Source organism: Brevundimonas sp., assembly GCF_016463295.1.
Lineage (GTDB): Bacteria > Pseudomonadota > Alphaproteobacteria > Caulobacterales > Caulobacteraceae > Brevundimonas.
The window spans coordinates 1-19,505 of the sequence record NZ_JAEMRO010000039.1 but is presented as its reverse complement, the minus strand read 5'-3'; the positions used below and the strand labels follow the sequence as shown (position 1 = coordinate 19,505).

At 66.4% G+C, this 19,505-nt stretch carries 16 protein-coding genes, 1 tRNA gene and 1 pseudogene; 8 read left to right on the top strand and 10 right to left on the bottom strand.

Annotated elements, in window-relative coordinates; translation table 11 throughout:
* Together tmk and JHC81_RS09325 are read right to left on the bottom strand one after the other, a co-directional pair.
* Nucleotides 1-324: dTMP kinase (gene tmk, locus JHC81_RS09330; RefSeq protein ID WP_292173687.1), on the bottom strand; the 324-nt coding region annotated here is incomplete at its 3' end.
* Between the two features lie 37 nt (nucleotides 325-361).
* Nucleotides 362-1,300, bottom strand: coding sequence for a septal ring lytic transglycosylase RlpA family protein (locus JHC81_RS09325; protein WP_292173685.1), 939 nt, complete (start codon nucleotides 1,298-1,300; stop codon nucleotides 362-364).
* Between the two features lie 130 nt (nucleotides 1,301-1,430).
* Between JHC81_RS09325 and JHC81_RS09320 the strand changes: the two genes are divergently transcribed.
* The 3 genes from JHC81_RS09320 (at nucleotide 1,431) to JHC81_RS09310 (ending at nucleotide 3,907) form a co-directional block, all read left to right on the top strand.
* Nucleotides 1,431-1,520: transfer RNA gene (locus JHC81_RS09320), tRNA-Ser, on the top strand.
* Nucleotides 1,521-1,560: 40 nt separating this feature from the next.
* Entirely contained in the window at nucleotides 1,561-2,958 is a 1,398-nt protein-coding gene (locus tag JHC81_RS09315) for a dicarboxylate/amino acid:cation symporter (protein WP_292173682.1), read from the top strand.
* A gap of 76 nt (nucleotides 2,959-3,034) precedes the next feature.
* Nucleotides 3,035-3,907 carry a Ku protein gene (locus JHC81_RS09310; RefSeq protein ID WP_292173680.1) on the top strand — a complete coding sequence of 291 codons (873 nt, stop codon included), beginning with the start codon at nucleotides 3,035-3,037 and terminating at the stop codon, nucleotides 3,905-3,907.
* Here JHC81_RS09310 and ligD read toward each other — a convergent pair.
* Both ligD and JHC81_RS09300 read right to left on the bottom strand, forming a co-directional pair.
* Complete coding sequence (gene ligD, locus JHC81_RS09305; RefSeq protein ID WP_292173677.1) at nucleotides 3,904-6,492, bottom strand: DNA ligase D; 2,589 nt, start codon at nucleotides 6,490-6,492, stop codon at nucleotides 3,904-3,906. The two genes, JHC81_RS09310 and ligD, sit on opposite strands and share 4 nt — an antisense overlap.
* Before the next feature lie 73 nt (nucleotides 6,493-6,565).
* Nucleotides 6,566-6,937, bottom strand: coding sequence for a winged helix-turn-helix transcriptional regulator (locus JHC81_RS09300; protein WP_292173675.1), 372 nt, complete (start codon nucleotides 6,935-6,937; stop codon nucleotides 6,566-6,568).
* A 103-nt stretch (nucleotides 6,938-7,040) separates the two neighbouring features.
* On the opposite strand from JHC81_RS09300, the gene JHC81_RS09295 reads away from it, so the two are divergent.
* From JHC81_RS09295 to JHC81_RS09285, 3 genes are all read left to right on the top strand, one after another.
* On the top strand, nucleotides 7,041-7,370 hold the full coding sequence (locus JHC81_RS09295) for a nuclear transport factor 2 family protein (RefSeq protein WP_292173673.1): 330 nt from the start codon (nucleotides 7,041-7,043) through the stop codon (nucleotides 7,368-7,370).
* Nucleotides 7,367-8,155 carry an SDR family oxidoreductase gene (locus JHC81_RS09290; RefSeq protein ID WP_292173671.1) on the top strand — a complete coding sequence of 263 codons (789 nt, stop codon included), beginning with the start codon at nucleotides 7,367-7,369 and terminating at the stop codon, nucleotides 8,153-8,155. Before JHC81_RS09295 ends, JHC81_RS09290 begins: the two co-directional genes overlap by 4 nt.
* Before the next feature lie 420 nt (nucleotides 8,156-8,575).
* Entirely contained in the window at nucleotides 8,576-8,776 is a 201-nt protein-coding gene (locus JHC81_RS09285) for a hypothetical protein (protein ID WP_292173669.1), read from the top strand.
* A 12-nt stretch (nucleotides 8,777-8,788) separates the two neighbouring features.
* Here the strand turns inward: JHC81_RS09285 and JHC81_RS09280 are convergent, their stop codons facing one another.
* The 6 genes from JHC81_RS09280 to tpiA all read right to left on the bottom strand — a co-directional run bounded on the left by JHC81_RS09280 (nucleotide 8,789) and on the right by tpiA (nucleotide 17,177).
* The gene (locus JHC81_RS09280) at nucleotides 8,789-9,754 is read right to left on the bottom strand and encodes a rhodanese-related sulfurtransferase (RefSeq protein WP_292173667.1); all 966 of its coding nucleotides are present in this window, start codon (nucleotides 9,752-9,754) and stop codon (nucleotides 8,789-8,791) included.
* Nucleotides 9,755-9,800: 46 nt separating this feature from the next.
* A complete protein-coding gene (locus tag JHC81_RS09275) occupies nucleotides 9,801-11,507 on the bottom strand; it encodes an alkaline phosphatase D family protein (protein ID WP_292173665.1) in 1,707 nt (568 codons plus the stop codon).
* A gap of 10 nt (nucleotides 11,508-11,517) precedes the next feature.
* Nucleotides 11,518-14,037, bottom strand: coding sequence for a TonB-dependent receptor (locus JHC81_RS09270; protein WP_292173663.1), 2,520 nt, complete (start codon nucleotides 14,035-14,037; stop codon nucleotides 11,518-11,520).
* A 130-nt stretch (nucleotides 14,038-14,167) separates the two neighbouring features.
* On the bottom strand, nucleotides 14,168-15,820 hold the full coding sequence (locus JHC81_RS09265; protein WP_292173661.1) for a CTP synthase: 1,653 nt from the start codon (nucleotides 15,818-15,820) through the stop codon (nucleotides 14,168-14,170).
* Nucleotides 15,821-15,909: 89 nt separating this feature from the next.
* Nucleotides 15,910-16,341 carry a preprotein translocase subunit SecG gene (gene secG / locus JHC81_RS09260; RefSeq protein ID WP_292173659.1) on the bottom strand — a complete coding sequence of 144 codons (432 nt, stop codon included), beginning with the start codon at nucleotides 16,339-16,341 and terminating at the stop codon, nucleotides 15,910-15,912.
* 86 nt (nucleotides 16,342-16,427) lie between these two features.
* On the bottom strand, nucleotides 16,428-17,177 hold the full coding sequence (gene tpiA, locus JHC81_RS09255) for a triose-phosphate isomerase (protein WP_292173657.1): 750 nt from the start codon (nucleotides 17,175-17,177) through the stop codon (nucleotides 16,428-16,430).
* 152 nt (nucleotides 17,178-17,329) lie between these two features.
* Between tpiA and JHC81_RS09250 the strand changes: the two genes are divergently transcribed.
* Nucleotides 17,330-19,279: a peptidyl-prolyl cis-trans isomerase gene (locus tag JHC81_RS09250; RefSeq protein ID WP_292173655.1), complete on the top strand. Its 1,950-nt coding sequence runs from the start codon at nucleotides 17,330-17,332 to the stop codon at nucleotides 19,277-19,279.
* Nucleotides 19,276-19,505: pseudogene (locus tag JHC81_RS09245) on the top strand (anthranilate synthase component I); the annotation flags it as partial. The gene JHC81_RS09250 and the pseudogene JHC81_RS09245, both read left to right, overlap by 4 nt.

Sequence of the window (19,505 nt, the reverse complement as noted above, 5' to 3'; positions counted from 1 at the left end):
CACCCCCTGATAGGCGCGGCTGGAATCGGCGAACCGGTCGCAGACCACCCACCGCCCCGCCTCCAGCGCGGGTCGCACAGTCCGCTCCAGATGGTCCGACCGCGCCGCGAACATCAGCAGCGTCTCGGTCATCGGCGACCAGCGCCCGGCGTCGCCGTTCAGGGCCAGGTTGCGGATCTCCTCGGCCCCTTGCGAGCCGCCCGGCTCGCGCGTCTGCACAACCTCCAGATCCCGCGCACGCAGCCGCTCGACCAAGCGCGCGACCTGGGTCGACTTGCCGGTGCCTTCGCCGCCTTCGAATGTGATGAATCTGCCTTGGGTCACCGGCGCACAATGGCGACGCCGGGCGTCTTCGCAAGCTTTACTGCGTCGATATCAACAGGGCGTCGGGATAGCCGCGCGATATCACCGCCCGCCGCGACCGTTCCGCCGCACTGGCATCGGGCCAGGGCCCCACCAGCACCCGCCAGGCCCCGCCCGCATCCTGTTCGACCCGGGCGCTGCCGCCCAGAGTTTCCGCCGCCCGCCGCGCCGCCCGCGCATCGGCCCAGGCCCCCGCCTGAACCCACTGGCCCGCTACTGGCGATGGCACTGTCGGGGCCCTCACCATAGGGGTCGGAGCCTCATATCGCACGGGTTCAGATACCGGGGCCGCAGGAACCGCAGCCATGACCGCCCCCTGCCCGCCCGCCACCGACAGATAGGGCACCGGCCCGCGCAAGGCCGTCGGACCCGCCGCCACCGGCTCGGCCGCCGCATACTGCATCGTCGTGCCGCCACCCTCGCGCGGGGCCCGGCCCAGATAGCGCACCCGCACCTCGCCCACGCCCCGCTGCAACAGGTCCAGCGCCTCGGCCGCCCCGCGCGACAGATCGATGATCCGCCCTTCCGCGAACGGCCCGCGATCATTGACCCGCACCACGATGCGCCTGCCATTGGCCAGATTGGTCACCTCCACCAGCCCTGGCAGCGGCAGGGTCTTGTGCGCCGCCGTCAGCGCATGCATGTCGAACCGCTCGCCAGTCGCCGTCGGCCGCCCGTTGAACTGCGCCCCGTACCAGGACGCCAGCCCCGTCTCGTCATAGTTCGGCTGCTCCTCGGGCCGGTACCACCGTCCCCGGATCTGATAGGGGCGCATGGTTCCCGACACGATCGGCGCCGGATCGGTCACCACCGGCATCGGCCCCGCATCGGCCAGCCGACCGCCACCAATCCCGCCTGACGACGCCCCACTGGCGCACGCCGCCAGCAGCGACATCACCGCCGCCACGACCAGACCTTTCGCAATCCTCGCCGTCACTGCGCCACTCCTGCATCGAACTCAGGCGGTCAGTATCGGGCAACAGATTTCCGCTTTGGTTAACGCAACCTTCTGCGCTATGTCGCCGGTCCGCACGGTGCACAGCCCCAGAAGGCCTCGCCGTCGATCAGGAAGTGTGGCCGAGTGGTTTAAGGCACTGGTCTTGAAAACCAGCGACGGTGAAAGCCGTCCGTGGGTTCGAATCCCACCGCTTCCGCCAGAATCGCTGCACGTTTGGCGCCCGCATTACGAGGCACAACATGCAGATCGGCGCTCTCACCGCCCCCGACGGCCAGCCGGTCAAGCGCAAGCCGCTCTATGCCCAACTCTATTTCCAGGTCCTGTTCGCCATCTTCATGGGCGGGCTGATCGGACATTTCTTCCCCAGTACCATCGGACCGGACGGCCAGGCCATCGCCGGTCTGGGCGAGCAGCTGAAACCCCTGGGCGACGGCTTCATCAAGCTGGTGAAGATGATCATCGCGCCGGTGATCTTCCTGACCATCGTCACCGGCATCGCGGGCATAAGCAATCTTGGCAGCGTGGGTCGCGTGGTCGGCAAGGCGTTCGCCTATTTCCTGACCTTCTCGACCCTGGCCCTGATCGTCGGCCTGATCATCGCCAATCTGGTTCAGCCGGGCCGCGGCCTGAACATCGATCCCGCCTCGCTGGATGCCGCCGCCGTCGCCGACTACGCGGCCAAGGCGCATGAATCGACCATCGTGGGTTTCCTGCTGTCGATCATTCCCGACACCGTCGTCTCCGCCTTCTCCGAGGGCAACATCCTCCAGGTCCTGTTCATCTCGGTGCTGTTCGGCATCGCGCTGGTCATGGTCGGTGATGCGGGCAAGCCGGTGCTGCGGCTGCTGGAGTCCCTATCCACCGCCTTTTTCAAACTGGTGGCCATATTGATGAAGGCGGCACCCATCGGGGCGTTCGGAGCCTTCGCCTTTACCATCGGCAAATACGGCATTGGATCCATCGCCAACCTGGCCGCCCTGGTCGCCACCTTCTACGTCACCGCCGCCGTCTTCGTGTTCGGCATTCTGGGGCTAGTCGCCTGGGCCAACGGCTTTTCCATCTTCAAACTGGTCCGCTATCTGAAGGAGGAGCTGCTGCTGGTGCTCGGAACGTCCTCGTCCGAAGCCGCCCTGCCCAGCCTGCTGCAGAAGATGGAGCGGGCCGGAGCGTCCAAGTCGGTGGTCGGGCTGGTGGTGCCCACCGGCTATTCCTTCAATCTGGACGGCACCAACATCTATATGACGATGGCGGCCCTGTTCATCGCCCAGGCGCTGAACATCGAGCTGACCCTCACCCAACAGATCACCCTGCTGCTGGTCGCCATGCTCAGTTCCAAGGGCGCGGCCGGCATCACGGGTGCGGGCTTCATCACCCTGGCAGCGACCCTGTCGGTGGTACCGGACGTACCCGTGGCGGGCATGGCGCTGATCCTGGGCATCGACCGCTTCATGAGCGAGTGCCGGGCCCTGACCAACTTCATCGGCAATGCCGTGGCGACCCTTGTTGTCGCCCGCTGGGAGGGTGAGCTGGACCGCGACGCCCTGGCTACGGCCCTGTCGAAACAACCGACCGCGCTCGCTGCCCCGGCCGATCCGGCCGCTGGGCCAGGAGACAAGTCGGTGCTCGCCGACGATTGAGGGGCCGCTCGTCCGGACCGCTCCATCGAACCCTTTCCCCTCCGGCCGCATTTAGGGGGCTCACGGGAGAGACGATATGGCCGCGCGACCGACCTGGCAGGGACATCTGAAGCTGTCGCTGGTCACCTGTCCGGTGGCGCTGTTCACGGCGACCACCAGCACCAATGATGTCCGCTTTCATCTGATCAATCCGGACACCAACAACCGCATCCGCATGGTGCCGACCGATCCAGACACCGGCCCGGTCGAGCGCAGCGATCTGGTGCGCGGCTATGAGGTGTCCAAGGACGAATACGTCCTGTTCGACGACGCCGACTTCGATAAGGTCAAGCTGGAGAGCACCAGGACCATCTCCATCGACAAGTTCGTGGACGAGGCCGACATCGACCGCCTGTTCTGGGACTCCCCCTTCTTCGTCGTTCCGGAAAAGGGCGCAGGCGTCGAAGCCTTCGCCGTCATCCGCGACGCCATGAAGAAACAGGGCAAGGTGGCCCTGGGCTGCCTGGTCCTGCGCGGCAAGGAGCGTCAGTTGGCGCTGGAGGTCCGGGGCAAGGGGCTAGTGGCCTACACGCTGCGCGCTCATGATGAGGTCCGCGACGCCGCCGACTATTTCGACGACATCCCGACGGTCAAGGCCGACGCCGACATGGTCGAGATCGCCGCCCGCATCATCAGCCAGAAGGAAGCCGACTTCGACGCCTCGGACTTCAAGGACCGCTACGACGACGCCCTGCGCGACATGATCGCGGCCAAGACCAAGGACGGCAAGGGCACGGTCGATGTCGCCGAACCCGACGACACCAACGTCATCGACCTGATGGCGGCGCTTAAGAACAGCCTGAAGGGATCGGCCACCGGGGCGAAGAAGCCCGCCGCCAAGGCCGCGAAAGCTCCCGCCAGGAAAGCCGCGGCGAAAAAGGCTCCTGCGAAGAAGAAGGCGGCGGCTTAGACCTTCATCGCCTTCAGCGCCTGTTTCAGGCTGACTGCCGAGGCCCGGAAATCCTTCCACGGATCAGCCTTCTTCAGCAGACCCTCGTATGTCCACAGGTTGAAGGCCGCCGGATCCAGCCCGGCCTTCACCTGACCCCACGACAACGGATAGGCAATGCCCGTTCCCGGTCTGGCGCGCGGCGACCAGGGGGCCACCGCCGTCGCCATCCGACCGTTGCGCAGGTAGTCGATGAAGATCTTCCCGCCCCGTGCCTTTTTGGCCAAGGTGGTGGTGAAGCGGTCGGGGGCGTCGATCCTGATTGCCTCGGACACCGCCTTGGCGAAAGCCTTGTTCTGATCCCAGGTCACGCGGCTGCGGGCGTCCGACTTGATCGGCACCACGACGTGCAGACCCTTGCCGCCGGTGGTCTTCACGAACGGCTTGAGCCCCAGCGCCTCCAGCTTCGCCTTCACCACCTTGGACGCCGCGATCACGTCGCCGAAGTCCAGCCCCTCGTCGGGGTCCAGGTCGAAGGTGATCTGGTCCGGCACCTCAGGCTGGCCCGGCGCACAGCCCCAAGGGTGAAGTTCCAGTCCGCCCGCCTGGCCGATCGCCACCAGCCCCCCGACATCGACGGCGGCGACATAGGGCGTCCGCGCCTTGACGTCGATCAGCTTCAGTCGGGGGTTGGACCCGGCCATGGCGTGGCGCTGAAAAAAGGTCTCGCCCGTGATCCCGTCGGGCGCGCGAATGATCGAGGTGGGCCGGTCGCCGACATGGGGCAGGATGCGCTCGGCCGCCGCCTCGTAATAGCGGGCCAGATCCGCCTTGGTGATGGCGGGACGGTCGCCGACGGCAGGCCAAAGCACCTTGTCCGGGCTGGAGATGGTCACGCCTGCCACAATGACCTTACCCTTGCCGGCCTTGGGCGCGGCCTTGACCGTGGTGGTGGCCTTCTCCGTCTTCGGTGCGGACGCCTTCGCCAGAGTGCTGGCCGGGGCCTGCGGCGCCTCCGTCACCTCGGCGGCGGTCTTGTCCTCGCGCAGCCCCTTGAACGCCGCCTGGCGCAGCGAGCCGCTCTCGGTATAGCCGCCGTGCTCGACCTCGGCGACCAGCACCGGCTTGACCCAGTGAATGTCCTTCGCCGCCTTGGGCGCGCCGGCACCGCTGAAGGGGCTCTTGTCCGCCGACACCCCCTTCAAGGCGGGCACCAGCGTCTTCGTCACCGCCTCGCCATAGCCGGTACCGACCCGGCCCAGATAGCGCAGACCGCCCTTGTCCTTTACCCCGACCAGCAGCGAGCGGAACCGCGTTCCGCCTTCGGACGACCAGCCGCCGATGACCACCTCGTCACGGCCCCGGCACTTGGACTTGACCCAGCTGCTCGACCGCCCGGCGTGGTAGGGCGCATCCAGCTTCTTGGAGATCACCCCCTCCAGATCCATCCGGCAGGCGCTTTCCAGCACCGCCTGACCGGTCGAGGCGAAATGCTCGACATAGCGCAGCCGCGTCCCGGCCGTCTGGCCCACGCGATCCACATAGGCCTGCAGCCGCGCCTTGCGATGCGACAGCGGCAGTTTGCGCAGGTCCTCGCCGCCCTCGAACAACAGGTCAAAGGCGAAATAGACCAAGCCGCTCGTCTTCCCGTCCGAGATCGCCGCCTGCAGGGCCGAGAAGTCCGGCATGTGATCGCCGTCCAGGGCGCACAGTTCCCCGTCGATCACCGCGTCAGGCCACGCCGCCGCATCGGACGCCAAATCCGCGAACCGGTCGCTCCAGTCCAGCCCCTTGCGGGTGCGTAACACCGCCTTGCCCCCACCGATGCCGACCTGCAGCCGATAGCCGTCGAACTTGATCTCATGCGCCCAGGCCTTGGCCCCCGGCGGATGATCGACCACCTTACACAGTTGTATTGGCACAAACGCAGGCGGCTTCGTCGCGCGGCTTGCCGCGGCCTTCGACGGCTTGGGCTTGGCCGGCCCCTTGCGGCCCGTCGGCTTGGACGAGGTCCACTGCGCCTTGCCCTCGGCGATCTCGGCCAGCGACCGTCCCGTCGTCACCGAGGCGTCGATCTCGGCCAGGGCATCGCCTTCTCCGGTAACGGCATGGTCGTCCTTTTCCTTGAGCAACAGCCAGTTGTTGCGCTTGGATGGCTTGCCCCGGTCGCTCTTCAGCCGGATCAGCGCCCATTTCCCCTTCAGCCGCTCGCCGTGCAGGACCATCTTGATCTGGCCCTTGGCCCAGGCCGCCTCCAGATCCGGCTCTTGCGGCTCCCAGGTGCCGGTGTCCCACATCTGCACCGTACCGGCCCCATAGTTGCCGTCCGGGATCGTGCCCTCGAACCCGCCATAGTCCAAAGGATGATCCTCCACCTCGACTGCCAGCCGCTTGACCGAGGTGTCCCGCGACGGGGCCTTGGTCACCGCCCAGGACTTCAGCACCCCATCCGCCTCGATGCGGAAATCATAGTGCAGCCGCGTCGCCGCATGCCGCTGGATCAGATAGGTCCGCCCCGCCTTCGCGCGCGCGGCCTTCTTGCCCTTCGGCTCCGGCGTCTCGCCGAACTTCCGCTTGGCCTGATAGGTCTTCAGTTCGCCGCGCACCGCCGCCTCCGTCCGGTCCCAGCCGTCTCAACGCGGTGGAAGAGCGAAGGCGCCATAGATCCGGGATGGCAGTCTACGAAACGGCCTGTGCCTGTTGATCGGCATCGATCAGCCGCTGCCTGACCGCATCAGGCGCCGCCTCGGCCCAGTTCAACAGCTTATCCAGCACAGGACACAGGGTCTGTCCCCATTCCGTCAGGTGATACTCGACCTTGGGCGGCACCTGCGGGTGGACGATACGCGCGACGACACCGTCCACCTCCAGCTGTCGAAGCTGCTGGATCAGCATCTTCTGCGACACGCCGGGAATGGCCCGTTCCAGTTCCGAAAAGCGCCGGACGTTCGCTCCGAACAGCTGGAACAGGATGACCAGCTTCCACCGTCCCTCCAGAATCCGGATCACATTCTGGGCGCTCGAGGCGGCCGTCTGCGGGGTGTAATCCACCCGCTTACCGTCAGGTGAGTACCTTACCTTTTCGTCTGTACTTGCCATCTCAACAGCTTATTTCCAGTTTGGTCGGGACACAACAGCCATGCCGGAGCGCCCGATGATCCCCGACTTGCCCAGACCCATCGCCGACTATGTCGCGGCCAATGCGCACCTCGACCTCGAGGGCATGGTCCAGCCCTTCGCCCCTGACGCCGTCGTGGAAGACGACCGGCATCGCCATGTCGGTCATGCCGAGATCCGATCGTGGATCCAGCACGAAACCCTCGCCAGCAGGGCCATCTTCACCCCTGACACCCTGCATCACGAGGGCGACGACATTGTCGTCGAGGGGCCTACGGCGGGTGACTTCAAGGGCAGCCCGCTGCGGTTCACCTTTCACTTCACCCTCGATGGCGATGTCATCCGCGCGCTGAGGATCACGCTGTGACCGCGCGTCCTGATCCGACGGAGTTCGAGGGACTGAGAGTTCTCGTCACGGCTGGCACCAAGGGCGCGGGCCGGGCGACCGTGGACCGCTTCCTGGCCGGCGGGGCCCGCGTCATCACCGCCGCGCGGGAGTCCTCCCCCACGTCGAACGCGGCCGAGTTCGTCAAGGCCGACCTCCTGACGCTGGACGGGTGCGAGACCCTGGCCGAGGCGGCGATGACCCGCCTAGGCGGGATCGACATCATGGCCCATGTCGTCGGCGGCTCGTCGTCGCCCGCAGGCGGTTTCGCGGCCCTGAGCGAGGATCACTGGCGCACGGAGCTGGATCTGAACCTGATGCCCGCCGTCCGTCTGGATCGGCTGCTGGCACCCCAGATGATCGCGCGGGGACACGGGGCCATCGTCCATGTGGCCTCCATCCAGCGCGCCCTGCCGCTGCCGGAGTCCACCATCGCCTATGCGGCGGCCAAGGCGGCCCTGACCACCTACAGCAAGGCCCTGTCGAAAGAGCTTGGGCCGAAGGGCGTTCGGGTCAATGTGGTGTCGCCCGGCTGGATCGCGACCGAGGCGGCCGACGCCCTGCTTCAGCGGATCGCGGCCGAGACCGGAGGGTCGGTGGAAGAGGCCCGGCAGACGGTCCTGGACGGGCTCGGCGGCATACCGCTGGGCCGCGCCGCCAGGCCTGAAGACGTTGCCGAATTGATCGTCTTCCTCGCCTCGACGCGGGCCTCCGCCATTCACGGTGCGGAATATGTGATCGACGGAGGCACCATTCCGACGGTCTGAACCGGGTGGCAGGAGGGGTCGGTTCATGGTGCCTTCCCGACCCCAATCCTTGCGCCCCTCCCGACCCCGCAGTGGAGACTCTCGACCCTCACCAACCACGAATTTCGGGCTTCAGCCCCCTTGCGGTCGCCCCGCACCCTCCCCTTGTCAGTCCAGGCGGTATCCGCGGCGATACGCGCCGCGCAGGGGTCTTTGACATCGTCATGATCATCGGAACGCGGGTCTCAATGGGGCTTCGGCCCCACCTCAAACCCGGCTGACACTCCGCGTTTCAGAACTGAAAAGGGCACCCCTTTTTTGGGGAGACACCCACCCTTCTGGACCCTGTCCCAGCCGCATTATTGTGGCGGGTGCCGCCTTCCGGGAACCGGTTCGCCCCAGCCCTGTTGGCTCTGGACCACTCATTCAGGGATCAGGACCATGGCCGATAAACAGTCTCAGGGACGCCAGGACAACGCCGCCTCGCCGGGCGGCAAGCCGGATCCCGCCACCTCGGACGAGGCGGTACGCCGGACCGGGCTGAAGTCGCGCGAGGCCGCCGGGCCGGATGGACCGGATGCCACGGTTGTCGGCGACACCTTCAAGACCGCGCCGGGCCAGTCCTCCGACAAGGCCGACTGACCGTCGAAGGCCTCACTCAGCGGGATTAGAGCTTCGGCCCGTTCCCACCACCTCGCCGATATGGGCCACGCCCTTAGCCTCGGCGATCTGCATCTGGCGCTTGCGCTCGGCATAGCGGGCCTTCTGAATGTCAGAGCGCTCGTCGTGGCAGCGGGGGCAGCAGACGCCTTCGACATAGTGGGGCGAGGCGCGATCGGCCTCGCTGACCGGCATGCGGCAACCCCGGCACAGGCTGTGGGTACCGGGGGTCAGGCCGTGACCCACCGCGACCCGCTCGTCGAACACGAAGCATTCGCCCGACCACAGGCTCTGATCCTCGGGTACCGTTTCCAGATAGCGCAGGATGCCGCCTTCCAGATGGTGCACGTCCTGCACGCCCTGGGCCTTCAGATAGGCCGTCGACTTCTCGCAGCGGATGCCGCCGGTGCAGTACATGGCCACGCGCGGCGGATGGGGCCGATCCAGCAGGGCATGGCCCTCGCGCTCGAACCAGTCGGCGAACTCTCGAAAGCTGCGGGTATTGGGCTGGACGGCCCCGGCAAACGCCCCGATCGCGCCCTCATAGTCATTGCGCGTGTCGATCACGACGGTGTCCGGATCGGCGATCAGGGCGTTCCAGTCCTCAGGGGCCACATAGGTCCCGGCCTGGCGCACGGGATCCAGCCCGACCTGGCCCATGGTCACGATCTCGGCCTTGATCTTGACCTTCAGCCGCAGGAACGGCGGCGTGGCGGCGGTGGAGTATTTGACGTCCAACTCCCCGAACCCCGGCATCGCTTTGATGCCGTCGATCACCGCCTCTACGGCTGCGTCCGGCCCCGCGATCGTCCCGTTGATCCCCTCGGCCGCGACCAGCAGGATGCCGCGGACCTCGCTCCCGCACAGCGCCTTCAGCCGGTCGCGCACGGCGGCGCAGTCCGCGACGGGCGCAAAGCGGTACAGGGCAGCGACGCGGAACGGGGCGGACGGGTCGGTCATGGGGTGCGCCCCATGCCACATCCGCCCGCCTCTGGCGAGCGGGTGGCTAGCCCTGCTTCTCCAGCGGACCCAGGCCGCCGTCTGCCTGTGCCACCCGATACGTCGCCAGGACCCGCGCCTCGTACGGCTTGGCCAGGATGGTCGAAACCGTGTGCAGTTCTGCCGTCAGAGCCTCGGGCGTGAACTTCAGCAGCACGAACCCCTTGGCCTTCTGGTCGCAGAACTCGACCTCCGGATTGGCTTGGGTCAAGGCCATGCCCAGAGGGAAGGCCCCCAGGAAGTCGCCCGGCGAGGGGCTCGAGATGGCGCTGGTGCCGAACTCCACCGCCCGCCGCTCTCCGGCATCGTCCTTCAGGTCGTTGACCCAGAAGGCGTGGCTATCGCCGGCCAGGACCACCGGGGTCACACCCGCCACCTTGAACGTCTGATACAGACGCTCGCGCCCGACCGGATAGCCGTCCCAGGCATCCAGATTGAACGGCAGGCCCGATTTGAACAGTTCGATCAACTGGGCCACCTGCGGCCGCACAGCCTCGGGCAGGCTGCCGATCATGGTCGCGATCTGCTGCGGGCTGGCCATTTGCGACAGGTTCGGCCCGGCCACGCGGGCGGTGACCACCTGATTGCCAAGCACCTGCCACGGCCGCCCCGCCGCCTTCGACGCCGCCAGCTCCCGGCCCAGCCAGTCGCGCTGTCGCGCATCCAGAAGATCGCGCGAGGGGTCGGCCAGCCGTGTCCGGAATGCCGCCACATCCGGCGCCGGCTGGCCGTCCGGACCGGCCGCGAAGGTCAGGTCCTTTTCATAGGTCAGCTGTTCGCTGCGTCCCGACAGCCGCGTCTCAACCATCATCAGACTGGCCAGGTCGCCGAAGTGGAAGGTCCGGTTGATCGCCTCGCGCAAGGCTCCCGGAGCCGCCTCTCGAATGGGCATCCATTCGTAATAGGCCCTCAGAGCCGTCGCCTTGCGGGTGGCATAGTCGCCATCGGTCTCCGGCTGATGGTTCTCTGCCCCGGAGACCCAGCTGTCGTTGGTCACCTCATGGTCGTCCCAGACGCAGATGAACGGGGCCCGCGCATGCGCCGCCTGCAGGTCCGGATCGGACTTGTACTGCGCGTGACGCAGCCGATAGTCCTCCAGGCTGACGATCTCGTGCGGCGGCTGCGGCAGGCGGTTCAGAGCCGCGCCCGTGACCATGCCATAGTCGTCGGCCTCGGCCCCATATTCATAGATGTAGTCGCCCAGATGGACGACCGCATCCAGCCGGTCCAGCTTGGCGATGGCGTCATAGGCGTTGAACAGTCCGCCCGGATATAGCTGGCAGGAGACGACCGCCAGGCTGAGGTCGGGCGTTGCGCCCTCCGGGAGGGTCCTGACTCGACCGACCGGCGAGACGACATCTCCCGCCACGAAGCGGTAGAAATACCCCTGACCCGGCTCCAGCCCCTGGCCGTCCAGATCGTGCTTGACGGTAAAGTCCCGCTCGGCCCGCGCCCGCAGCCCGCTGGACGTCCGCACGATGTCGGCAAAGGCCTCGTCCCGCGCCACTTCCAGCCGCACCTCGATGTCGCCAGAGTTGGCATCGGCCGGTGTCACCCGCGTCCAGAAAACCGCGGAGTGCCGGTCCGGATCGCCGCTGGCCACGCCGTGCAGGAAGGCGACCGTGCCGGGCGTCTGCGCCCCCGCCTGACTGGCCGGCAGGGCCACGGCCCCGCCCCCGATCAGACCCAGAAGGCTGCGGCGATCCATGTTCATGGTCATGTCCTCAATACCGGACCGTGAAGCCGACGCCGTAGCTGGCCCCGCGCCCTGCGATGAAGGTCGGCAGGCCCAGGGCATCGCCCGTGTTGCCCGCATCCTTGATGTATTCCTCGTCCAGGATATTGTCGCCGAACGCCTCCACGCCCCAGTTGCCCGAGTTCGGCACATAGCGCGCCCGCAGGTTCAGCAGGCCATAGCTGTCCTGGAACTCGTCCTGAACCAGATCGGCCACGAAGTTGCGGGTCTGCAATGCAGGCAGGTCGTTGTTGTCGTCGAAGAAGGTCTTGGACTGCCAGGTATAGGTCGGCTGGATCTCGAACCGACCATCCCCTGCGGTCACCCGCCAGGTCGCACCGATCGACGCCTTGTGGTCCGGCGACAGCCGGAAGCGATTGCCGTCGAAGATACCCGCCTCGAACCGCGAATGGTTGTAGGCATAGGTGGCGAAGATGTCGAAGGCATCGGAAACCTCATAGGTCGTCTGGCCCTCGAAACCATAGGACGTGGCCTCGCCGGCATTGGTCGTGATGAAGGTCGTGCCGTTCTGGATCGTCGTCTGGAAGTTTTCGTAGCCGTAATAGAAGACGGCCCCTTCCAGACGCAGACGACGGTCCATCAGGGCCGTCTTGGCCCCGACCTCGAAGCTGTCGACCGTCTCGGCGTCGATGACGTTGAAGGTGGGGGCGCCCAGCGGTGCGGACGGTCCGCTGACGCTCAGCACCTGCGGACGACGACCGCGCGCATAGTTGGCATACAGGCTGGCGTCGTCGGACAGGGCATAGCGGGCCGTGAGACGCCACGTGAAGCCGTCGTCCTCCAGATCCTGATAGACGAAGTCGCCATTGTTCGCCGTCGGCTGCGATGTCAGACCGAACAGCGGCAGGACGTTGGCGGGCAGGTTCACTGCATTGGGATTGGCCAGACCGGCCAGCAGGGCCGGCACTTGGGCTGCGGGCACCGCGCCGCTCAGGATCGCCAGCAAGCCACCGGCAATGGACCGACCATTGGCGACCGAGCTGGCATAGCCAGTGGTCTTGTCGTCGCTCGTGTAACGCAGGCCCGCCGCGAACTCGAGCCGCTCGGAGGCCTTGAAGGTCGCGTCGGCGAAGATGTCGTAAGAGGTCAACTCGGCGCTGTTGATCGGGATTTCGATGTGGCCGGCCTTCAGATTGGCCGCGATCGGCGCGGCGAAAGCCCCGGCCCCCAACGGCGTCAGGGCTGCGGTCAGAAAGCCCGCCGCCACGGTCGGATAGGCGGCCGAAGGCAGGGTGTTGCGACCCGCCGTCGTCGGTGACCCGTCCAGAAGACCGCCGAGTTGGGCCAGTGCCATCCGCTCGTCGAACTGCGTCGGCGTGCGCTGGAAGCCTTCCTCGCGGAACCAGCCCGCCCCGACGAAGCCGCTGAAACGACCGCCGTCGTCATAGGCCAGACGGAACTCCTGGCTCCATTGTTCGCCTTGCGCATCCTCGGCTGCTGTCAACAGCGGCAGCGACAGGCCGTCGGCGTCGAACGTCTCATAGGAGTTGAACTCGCGGTAGGCCGTCGTGGAGTTCAGGCTGATGGACGGCGTCAGGTCCCAGCGCACCAGGCCGGTCACGCCCCAGACGTCGCGGTCCAGACCCAAGGTCTTGCCGCCGTCGAAGTTGGCGAACGGTGTCAGGGCCGCGCCTTCCCAGGGCTCGGAGGTCCCCAGCACAGCACCCGTGTTCGGGTCGGACGGCAGGTAGAAGTTGGACTTGAACGATGTGCCCGACGCCTCGTCATGCTGGTAGTTGGCGATGACGTCGATGCGCAGGGCCTCGGACGGACGCCAGGCACCCGACAAACGGAAGGCCTCGGTGTCGATGCTATTGTAGTCATCGATGCCCAGCAGGTTCTCGACCGAGCCGTCACGGGTCTTCAGGCGGGTGGCGAAACGAAGAGCTGCTTCGTCGCCAAGCGGCACATTGATCATGCCATCATAGCGGCGATAGGTGTCGTTGCCGACCTCCACCGAGGCAGCCGCGTCGAACAGGCCGGGCCGCGCACGATTCTGGACAATGTTGACCGCCCCGATCAGGGCTCCACGACCATAAAGGGTCGATTGCGGCCCCTTGGCGATCTCGACCCGCTCCAGATCGAATAGTTCGACGTAAGACCCGCGCGACTTGGAGATCGAGACGCCGTCCTGGAACACCGAGACACGAGGCTCGGCGGTCGAGGCACCCGAATCGGAAGTGATGCCGCGCATCACGAAACCCGGATTGTTGGGCGACTGGTTCTGCACCAGAAAGCCCGGCACGAAGGCCGACAGCTGATCGAACTCCTGAACGCCCAGCTTTTCCAAAAAGTCGCCTGTATAGGCCGTCAGGGCGAACGGCACTTCGATCGGGTCCTGCGCCCGCAGCTGCGCCGTGACGACGATCTCGTCCAGCTGAGTCGCTTCACCGGCGTCCTGCGCCACCGCGCCGTTCGCCAGACCGGCAAAGGCCAGCCCCGTCGCGGCACAAAGCAGCCGCGTCCTGAAACCGATCGAAGTGCGCATGGTGTCCCCCGCTGAAATGCAGGGTCCGGAGGTAACCAGCGTTCATGCACGACAGACGACGGTCCGACGCACGAACCGTGAAGCTATGCCGACGCCTCGATGACGGTCGATCCGCCCAAGGAGCGAATGATCAGACCAGCCGACTCTGCACCACCGCTGCCTCGATGAAGCCGGCGAAAAGGGGATGGGGGGCGAAGGGCCGGCTTTTCAGCTCGGGGTGATACTGCACGCCCACAAACCAGGGATGATCCTCGCGCTCGACCGTTTCGGGCAGGACACCGTCGGGCGACAGGCCGGCAAAGATCAGACCCGCCTTGGCCTCGATGGCCTCGCGATAGTTGATGTTGACCTCGTAGCGGTGGCGGTGCCGCTCGCTGATGGTAGTCGAACCGTACATCCGGGCGATCTTGGAACCCGGCTTCAACGTCGAATCATAAGCCCCCAGTCGCATGGTACCGCCAAGGTCGCCCCCCTGCTGGCGCAACACCCGCTGATTGCCCTGCGTCCATTCGGTCATCAGGCCCACGACTGGTTCCGACGTTGGTCCGAACTCCGTCGAGGACGCCTTGGGATAGCCAGCAAGATTCCGCGCCGCCTCGATCACCGCCATCTGCATGCCGAAACAGATGCCGAAATAGGGGATGTTGCGCTCGCGGGCGAACCGCGCCGCCTCGATCTTGCCCTCGGATCCCCGCTCGCCGAAGCCGCCGGGGACCAGCACCGCATGCGCGCCTTGCAGCCGCGCCTCGCAGGCGTCGCGGTCGCCCTCGAAGGTGTCGGCCTCGACCCAATCGATGTTGACCTTGACGTTGTTGGCGACGCCGCCGTGATGCAGCGCCTCGATCAGCGACTTATAGGCGTCCTTCAGGACGGTGTATTTGCCGACCACGGCCACGGTGACCTCACCGTCCGGATGCAGGCGGCGTTGGGCGATGGTTTCCCAGCGCGACAGGTCCGGCGCAGGCGCATCCGTCATGCCGAAGTGGGCCAGAACCTCGGCGTCCAGCCCCTCGCGGTGATAGTCCAGCGGCACGGCGTAGATGTCCGCGCTGTCCATGGCCTGGATGACGCCGCTGGGTCGGACGTTGCAGAACAGGCCGATCTTGCGCTTCTCATCCTCTGGGATCGGAAACTCGCAGCGGCACAGCAGGATGTCGGGCTGGATGCCGATCGAGCGCAGCTCCTTGACCGAATGCTGCGTCGGCTTGGTCTTCATTTCGCCGGCGGTCTTGATGAAAGGCAGCAGCGTCAGGTGCACGAAGCAGCTCTGACCACGCGGCAGGTCTTGGCCGAGCTGGCGGATGGCCTCAAAGAAGGGCAGCCCCTCGATGTCCCCGACCGTGCCGCCGATCTCGACGAGAACGAAATCGACCTCCTCGCCCTCATCGGTCAGGGCCGGCGTCAGGCAGAAGGATTTGATCTGGTCGGTGACGTGCGGGATCACCTGCACGGTCGCGCCGAGGTAATCCCCGCGCCGCTCCTTCTCCAGGATCGTCGAATAAATGCGGCCCGTTGTGATGTTGTCCGACTTGGCCGCCGACACGCCAGTGAACCGCTCGTAGTGGCCGAGGTCCAGATCGGTCTCGGCCCCGTCGTCGGTCACGAAGACCTCGCCGTGTTGATAGGGGCTCATCGTGCCCGGATCGACGTTCAGATAGGGATCCAGCTTACGCAGGCGGACCTTATAGCCGCGCGCCTGCAGAAGCGCGCCGAGAGCGGCTGAGGCGAGGCCTTTTCCCAATGAGGAAACCACGCCGCCGGTGATGAACACGTAACGGGCCATGGGAGATCACCTTACCGCTGATTCGGCGGCGTTGCTGGACAGACTATTCGGGCGGGAGCGGAAGGCGGGGATAACCTCCCCGCTCATCCTTATTGAGCCGGCGTGGGCTGGGCTGGAGCCGGAGACGCTGCCGGAGCCGAGGGCTGCGACAGGCTGTTCTCCAGGTCCTGCAGTGACGGCGCGGCCGGGGCAGCAGGGGTCGGAGTAGCGGGCTGGTCGGCAGGCGTAGTCTGGCCCGATGGCGGCGTGGCCAGTTCACCGATTGCGTCGGGATCGACGATCGACTGACCGGCACGCTCGACGTTGCCCAGGATGGTCAGGCCAATGGCCAGCAGGAAGAACAGGCTGGACAGAACCCAGGTCGTCTTGGTCAGCAGATTGCCCGCGCCGCGCGCCGTCATCATGCCCGACGGACCGCCGCCCATGCCGAGCGCGCCCCCTTCGGAACGCTGGATCAGGATCACGCCGGCAAGCGCGATCGAGACGAGGATCATGGCGACGAGGAGAATGGTCTGGAGCATGACAGCCGATATGTGTGGCGCGCCTGCGCCGATCAAGCGGCGGCGTCTATCATCGATGATGCGTGGGAGCAAACGGACTTGGGCGCTCAGGCGGCCCGGATGATGCCCAGGAAATCCGCAGCTTTCAGGGATGCTCCCCCGACCAGCGCGCCACCAACCTCCGGCACGGCCAGAATATCGGCGGCATTGTCTGGCTTGACTGAGCCACCGTACAGGATCGGCACAGCCGCAACACCCAGACCCAACCGCTCGATCATGGCGCTGCGCACCGCGCGATGGACCTCCTCGATCTGCTGCAGCGTCGGCGTCAGGCCCGTGCCGATCGCCCAGACAGGCTCATAGGCAACGGCAAACGGCTGACCCTCCAGGGCCGCAGGCAATGATTGCATCACCTGGCGACGCACCACCTCCACCGCCTGCCCTGCCTCCTGCTGCTCGAGCGTTTCGCCTACACAGACGATCGGGGCCAGACCGGCTTCGAACGCCGCCTGGGCCTTGGCCGCGACCACGGCGTCGGTCTCTCCATGACCCTGACGCCGCTCGGAATGGCCGACGATGACCAGGGTCGCCCCGGCATCGGCCAGCATTGCCGCCGAGACGTCGCCGGTGAAGGCTCCCTTGGCTTCGGGACTGCAGTCCTGTCCACCGATTTCAACGAGAGTGTCCTTCGCGCGATCCGCCATGCGCTGAACCAGCGTAGCAGGCGGACACAGAGCGACCCGGCAGGGTGCGGGCTCGTTTGCCAGTTCGGAAACCAGGGCATCGACCTCGGCCAGATCGGCGGCAAGGCCGTTCATCTTCCAGTTTCCGGCGATCAACTTCACGGATTGTTTCATGCGCGACTGTCTAGGTCGCCACAGGGGGCCAAGGCAAGATGGGTGAACGACGCCCGGCTTTGGCCATCATCCCGTGACCTCGTCTTGCCGTCGGGGGGTTCGAGGCCCTATAGCCCGACCATACTCTCAAGACGCGCCCCCAGGACCGATACATGCTGACCCTGTTCCGCAACTTCGCCAAATCCAAATGGGCCGTCGGTCTGCTGGTCCTGCTGGGCCTGGCGCTGGTCGTCACGGGAGGCAGTCAGTTTGACGTGCTGGGCAATCTGGGTCCCAAGCACATCATCAAGGCCGGTGATCGCAGCATCGACGCACCTGCGTTCAAGGCCGAAATGGATGCCATCCTGCGTCAGCAAGGCGAACAGGCTGGACGGTCACTGACATTTGAGGAACTGACGGCGGGCGGTGGCCTGACCCAGTTTCTGTCGCAGAAGGCCGAAACCATGGGTTTTCTGGCCTGGGCCGCCAAGGCGGGTGTCCGTCCCAGTTCGGAACTGATCACCAAATTTATCCGGCAACAGCCGCTGTTCTTTGACCCACTTACAAGTCAGTTCAGCGAAGAGCGTTTCGTCTCCGAACTGCAGCAGAGGGGTCTGACACCGGCGATGTTTAACGAGGGTCAGCGTGACGGCATCATGGAGCGTCACATCGGCGCAGCGATCGGTGGCGGTGCCCGCCTGCCTCGCGTCTACGCTGCCGTCCTGGCCAATCAATCGCTGGCGACCCGCGATGCGCGCTGGTTTACGGTAACCCAGGCCATGGCCGGTACGGCCGGCGCGCCGACGGATGCCCAGTTGACGGCTTTTATGGCCGAGAACGCCGACCAGATCCGCAATCCCGAGTTCCGCAGCGCCACCGTCATCCTGTTCGACAATGCGGCCGACGTCTCGACCGCCGTGACGGAAGAGCGCGTCGCCGAACGCTTCCGCCTGCGTCAGGACAGCCTGGCCCAGCCCGAGCGTCGCACCTTCGCCACCCTGACCGCGCCGGACCGCGCCACGGCCGACCGCATCGCCGCAGCGCTGAAGGCAGGTCAGTCGCCCCAGGCCGTGGGTCAGGCGAACAATCTGCAGCCTGCCACCTATACCGATACGCCGCGCACCGCCGTCGCGGATCCGGCCATCGCCGCCGCCGTGTTCGGCCTGGCCGCCAATCAGGTCTCCGATCCGATCCAGGCCCGCGTCGGCTTCGTCGTGGCACAGGTGACGGGCATCACCGCCGGTCGGCCTGTCACCCTGGCCGATGTGCGTCCGCAGATCGTCGAGGAACTGCAGGCCGAGGCCGTGCGCGCCGGTGTCTACCGCCGGGTCCAGGCCTATGAGGCGGCCCGCGGCGAAGGCAAGTCCGTCGACGACGCCGTCGCCCAGGTCGGAGCCCGTGCCCTGCCCGTGCAGCTGGTCAGCCAGGAAGGGCGCTTCCAGAACGGTTCGCAGTTCAACGGCCCGCCGCGCATTCTCGAGTCGATGTGGACGCTCAACAAGGGTGCCGCCAGCGAGGTCATCGACGCCGGCAACAGCCAGTATTTCGTCGTTCGGCTGGACAACATTGTGCCGGCAGCCCTGCCGCCTCTGGCCGAAATCCGGGGGCCGCTGGCCCAGCAGTGGGTCCTGCGTGAGAACGCCCGCCTGCTGACAGACAAGTCCAATGCCCTGGCGGCACGCGTCCGGGGCGGTGAGGATCTCGCCGCCGTCGCCGCCTCGGTCGGTGCGCAGGTCCAGACCCGCGCGGCCATGTCCCGCGAAAGCCAGGCCGAGGTCGGACCGGGCGTGTTCCGTGGAGCCTTCACGACGGCCAAGGGGGAAGTCTTCTCGGCCCAGCAGAGCAACGACAGCTTCGTCATCGGCCGCACCGAGGCGATCACCGCACCCGCCCCTGCCCTGGCGGCACCACTGGCTCAGCAGATCAATCCGCAGCTCAGCCAGGAGAACATGAACGGCGTGCTGCAGACCGTTCTGAAGGCAGCGGCCGCGCGTATCGAGGTGGGCTATGACGAGCCGGCGGCACGCTTGGCCCTCGGTCTGCCGGAGACGGCACCGGATGCGCCGGCGGGCGGCGCACCGGGCGCGGCGACCGCGCCCCGCACGCCTGCCCCGGCGCAATGACGTCAGTCTTTGCCGAAGCACGGTTCGAGGATTTCGCGGCGGCCTGGTCCGAAGGACGACCCCAGGTCGTCACGCGTCGGCTGGTGGACGACCTTGAGACGCCCGTCTCGGCCTTTCTGAAGGTCGGGCACGGTCGTCCTCACGCTTTTCTGCTGGAATCCGTCGAAGGCGGAGCCGTCAACGGCCGCTATTCCATCATCACGCGCGAGCCGGATGTCGTGTGGCG

What these genes read in the sequence shown, in the direction of transcription:
- JHC81_RS09310 (WP_292173680.1), top strand. Translation starts at nt 3,035, where the DNA reads ATGGCCGCGCGACCGACCTGGCAGGGACATCTGAAGCTGTCGCTGGTC.
- JHC81_RS09285 (WP_292173669.1), top strand. Translation starts at nt 8,576, where the DNA reads ATGGCCGATAAACAGTCTCAGGGACGCCAGGACAACGCCGCCTCGCCG.
- tpiA (WP_292173657.1), bottom strand. Translation starts at nt 17,177, where the DNA reads ATGAAACAATCCGTGAAGTTGATCGCCGGAAACTGGAAGATGAACGGC.
- JHC81_RS09280 (WP_292173667.1), bottom strand. Translation starts at nt 9,754, where the DNA reads ATGACCGACCCGTCCGCCCCGTTCCGCGTCGCTGCCCTGTACCGCTTT.
- JHC81_RS09295 (WP_292173673.1), top strand. Translation starts at nt 7,041, where the DNA reads ATGATCCCCGACTTGCCCAGACCCATCGCCGACTATGTCGCGGCCAAT.
- JHC81_RS09315 (WP_292173682.1), top strand. Translation starts at nt 1,561, where the DNA reads ATGCAGATCGGCGCTCTCACCGCCCCCGACGGCCAGCCGGTCAAGCGC.
- secG (WP_292173659.1), bottom strand. Translation starts at nt 16,341, where the DNA reads ATGCTCCAGACCATTCTCCTCGTCGCCATGATCCTCGTCTCGATCGCG.
- JHC81_RS09275 (WP_292173665.1), bottom strand. Translation starts at nt 11,507, where the DNA reads ATGAACATGGATCGCCGCAGCCTTCTGGGTCTGATCGGGGGCGGGGCC.
- JHC81_RS09270 (WP_292173663.1), bottom strand. Translation starts at nt 14,037, where the DNA reads ATGCGCACTTCGATCGGTTTCAGGACGCGGCTGCTTTGTGCCGCGACG.
- JHC81_RS09250 (WP_292173655.1), top strand. Translation starts at nt 17,330, where the DNA reads ATGCTGACCCTGTTCCGCAACTTCGCCAAATCCAAATGGGCCGTCGGT.
- JHC81_RS09265 (WP_292173661.1), bottom strand. Translation starts at nt 15,820, where the DNA reads ATGGCCCGTTACGTGTTCATCACCGGCGGCGTGGTTTCCTCATTGGGA.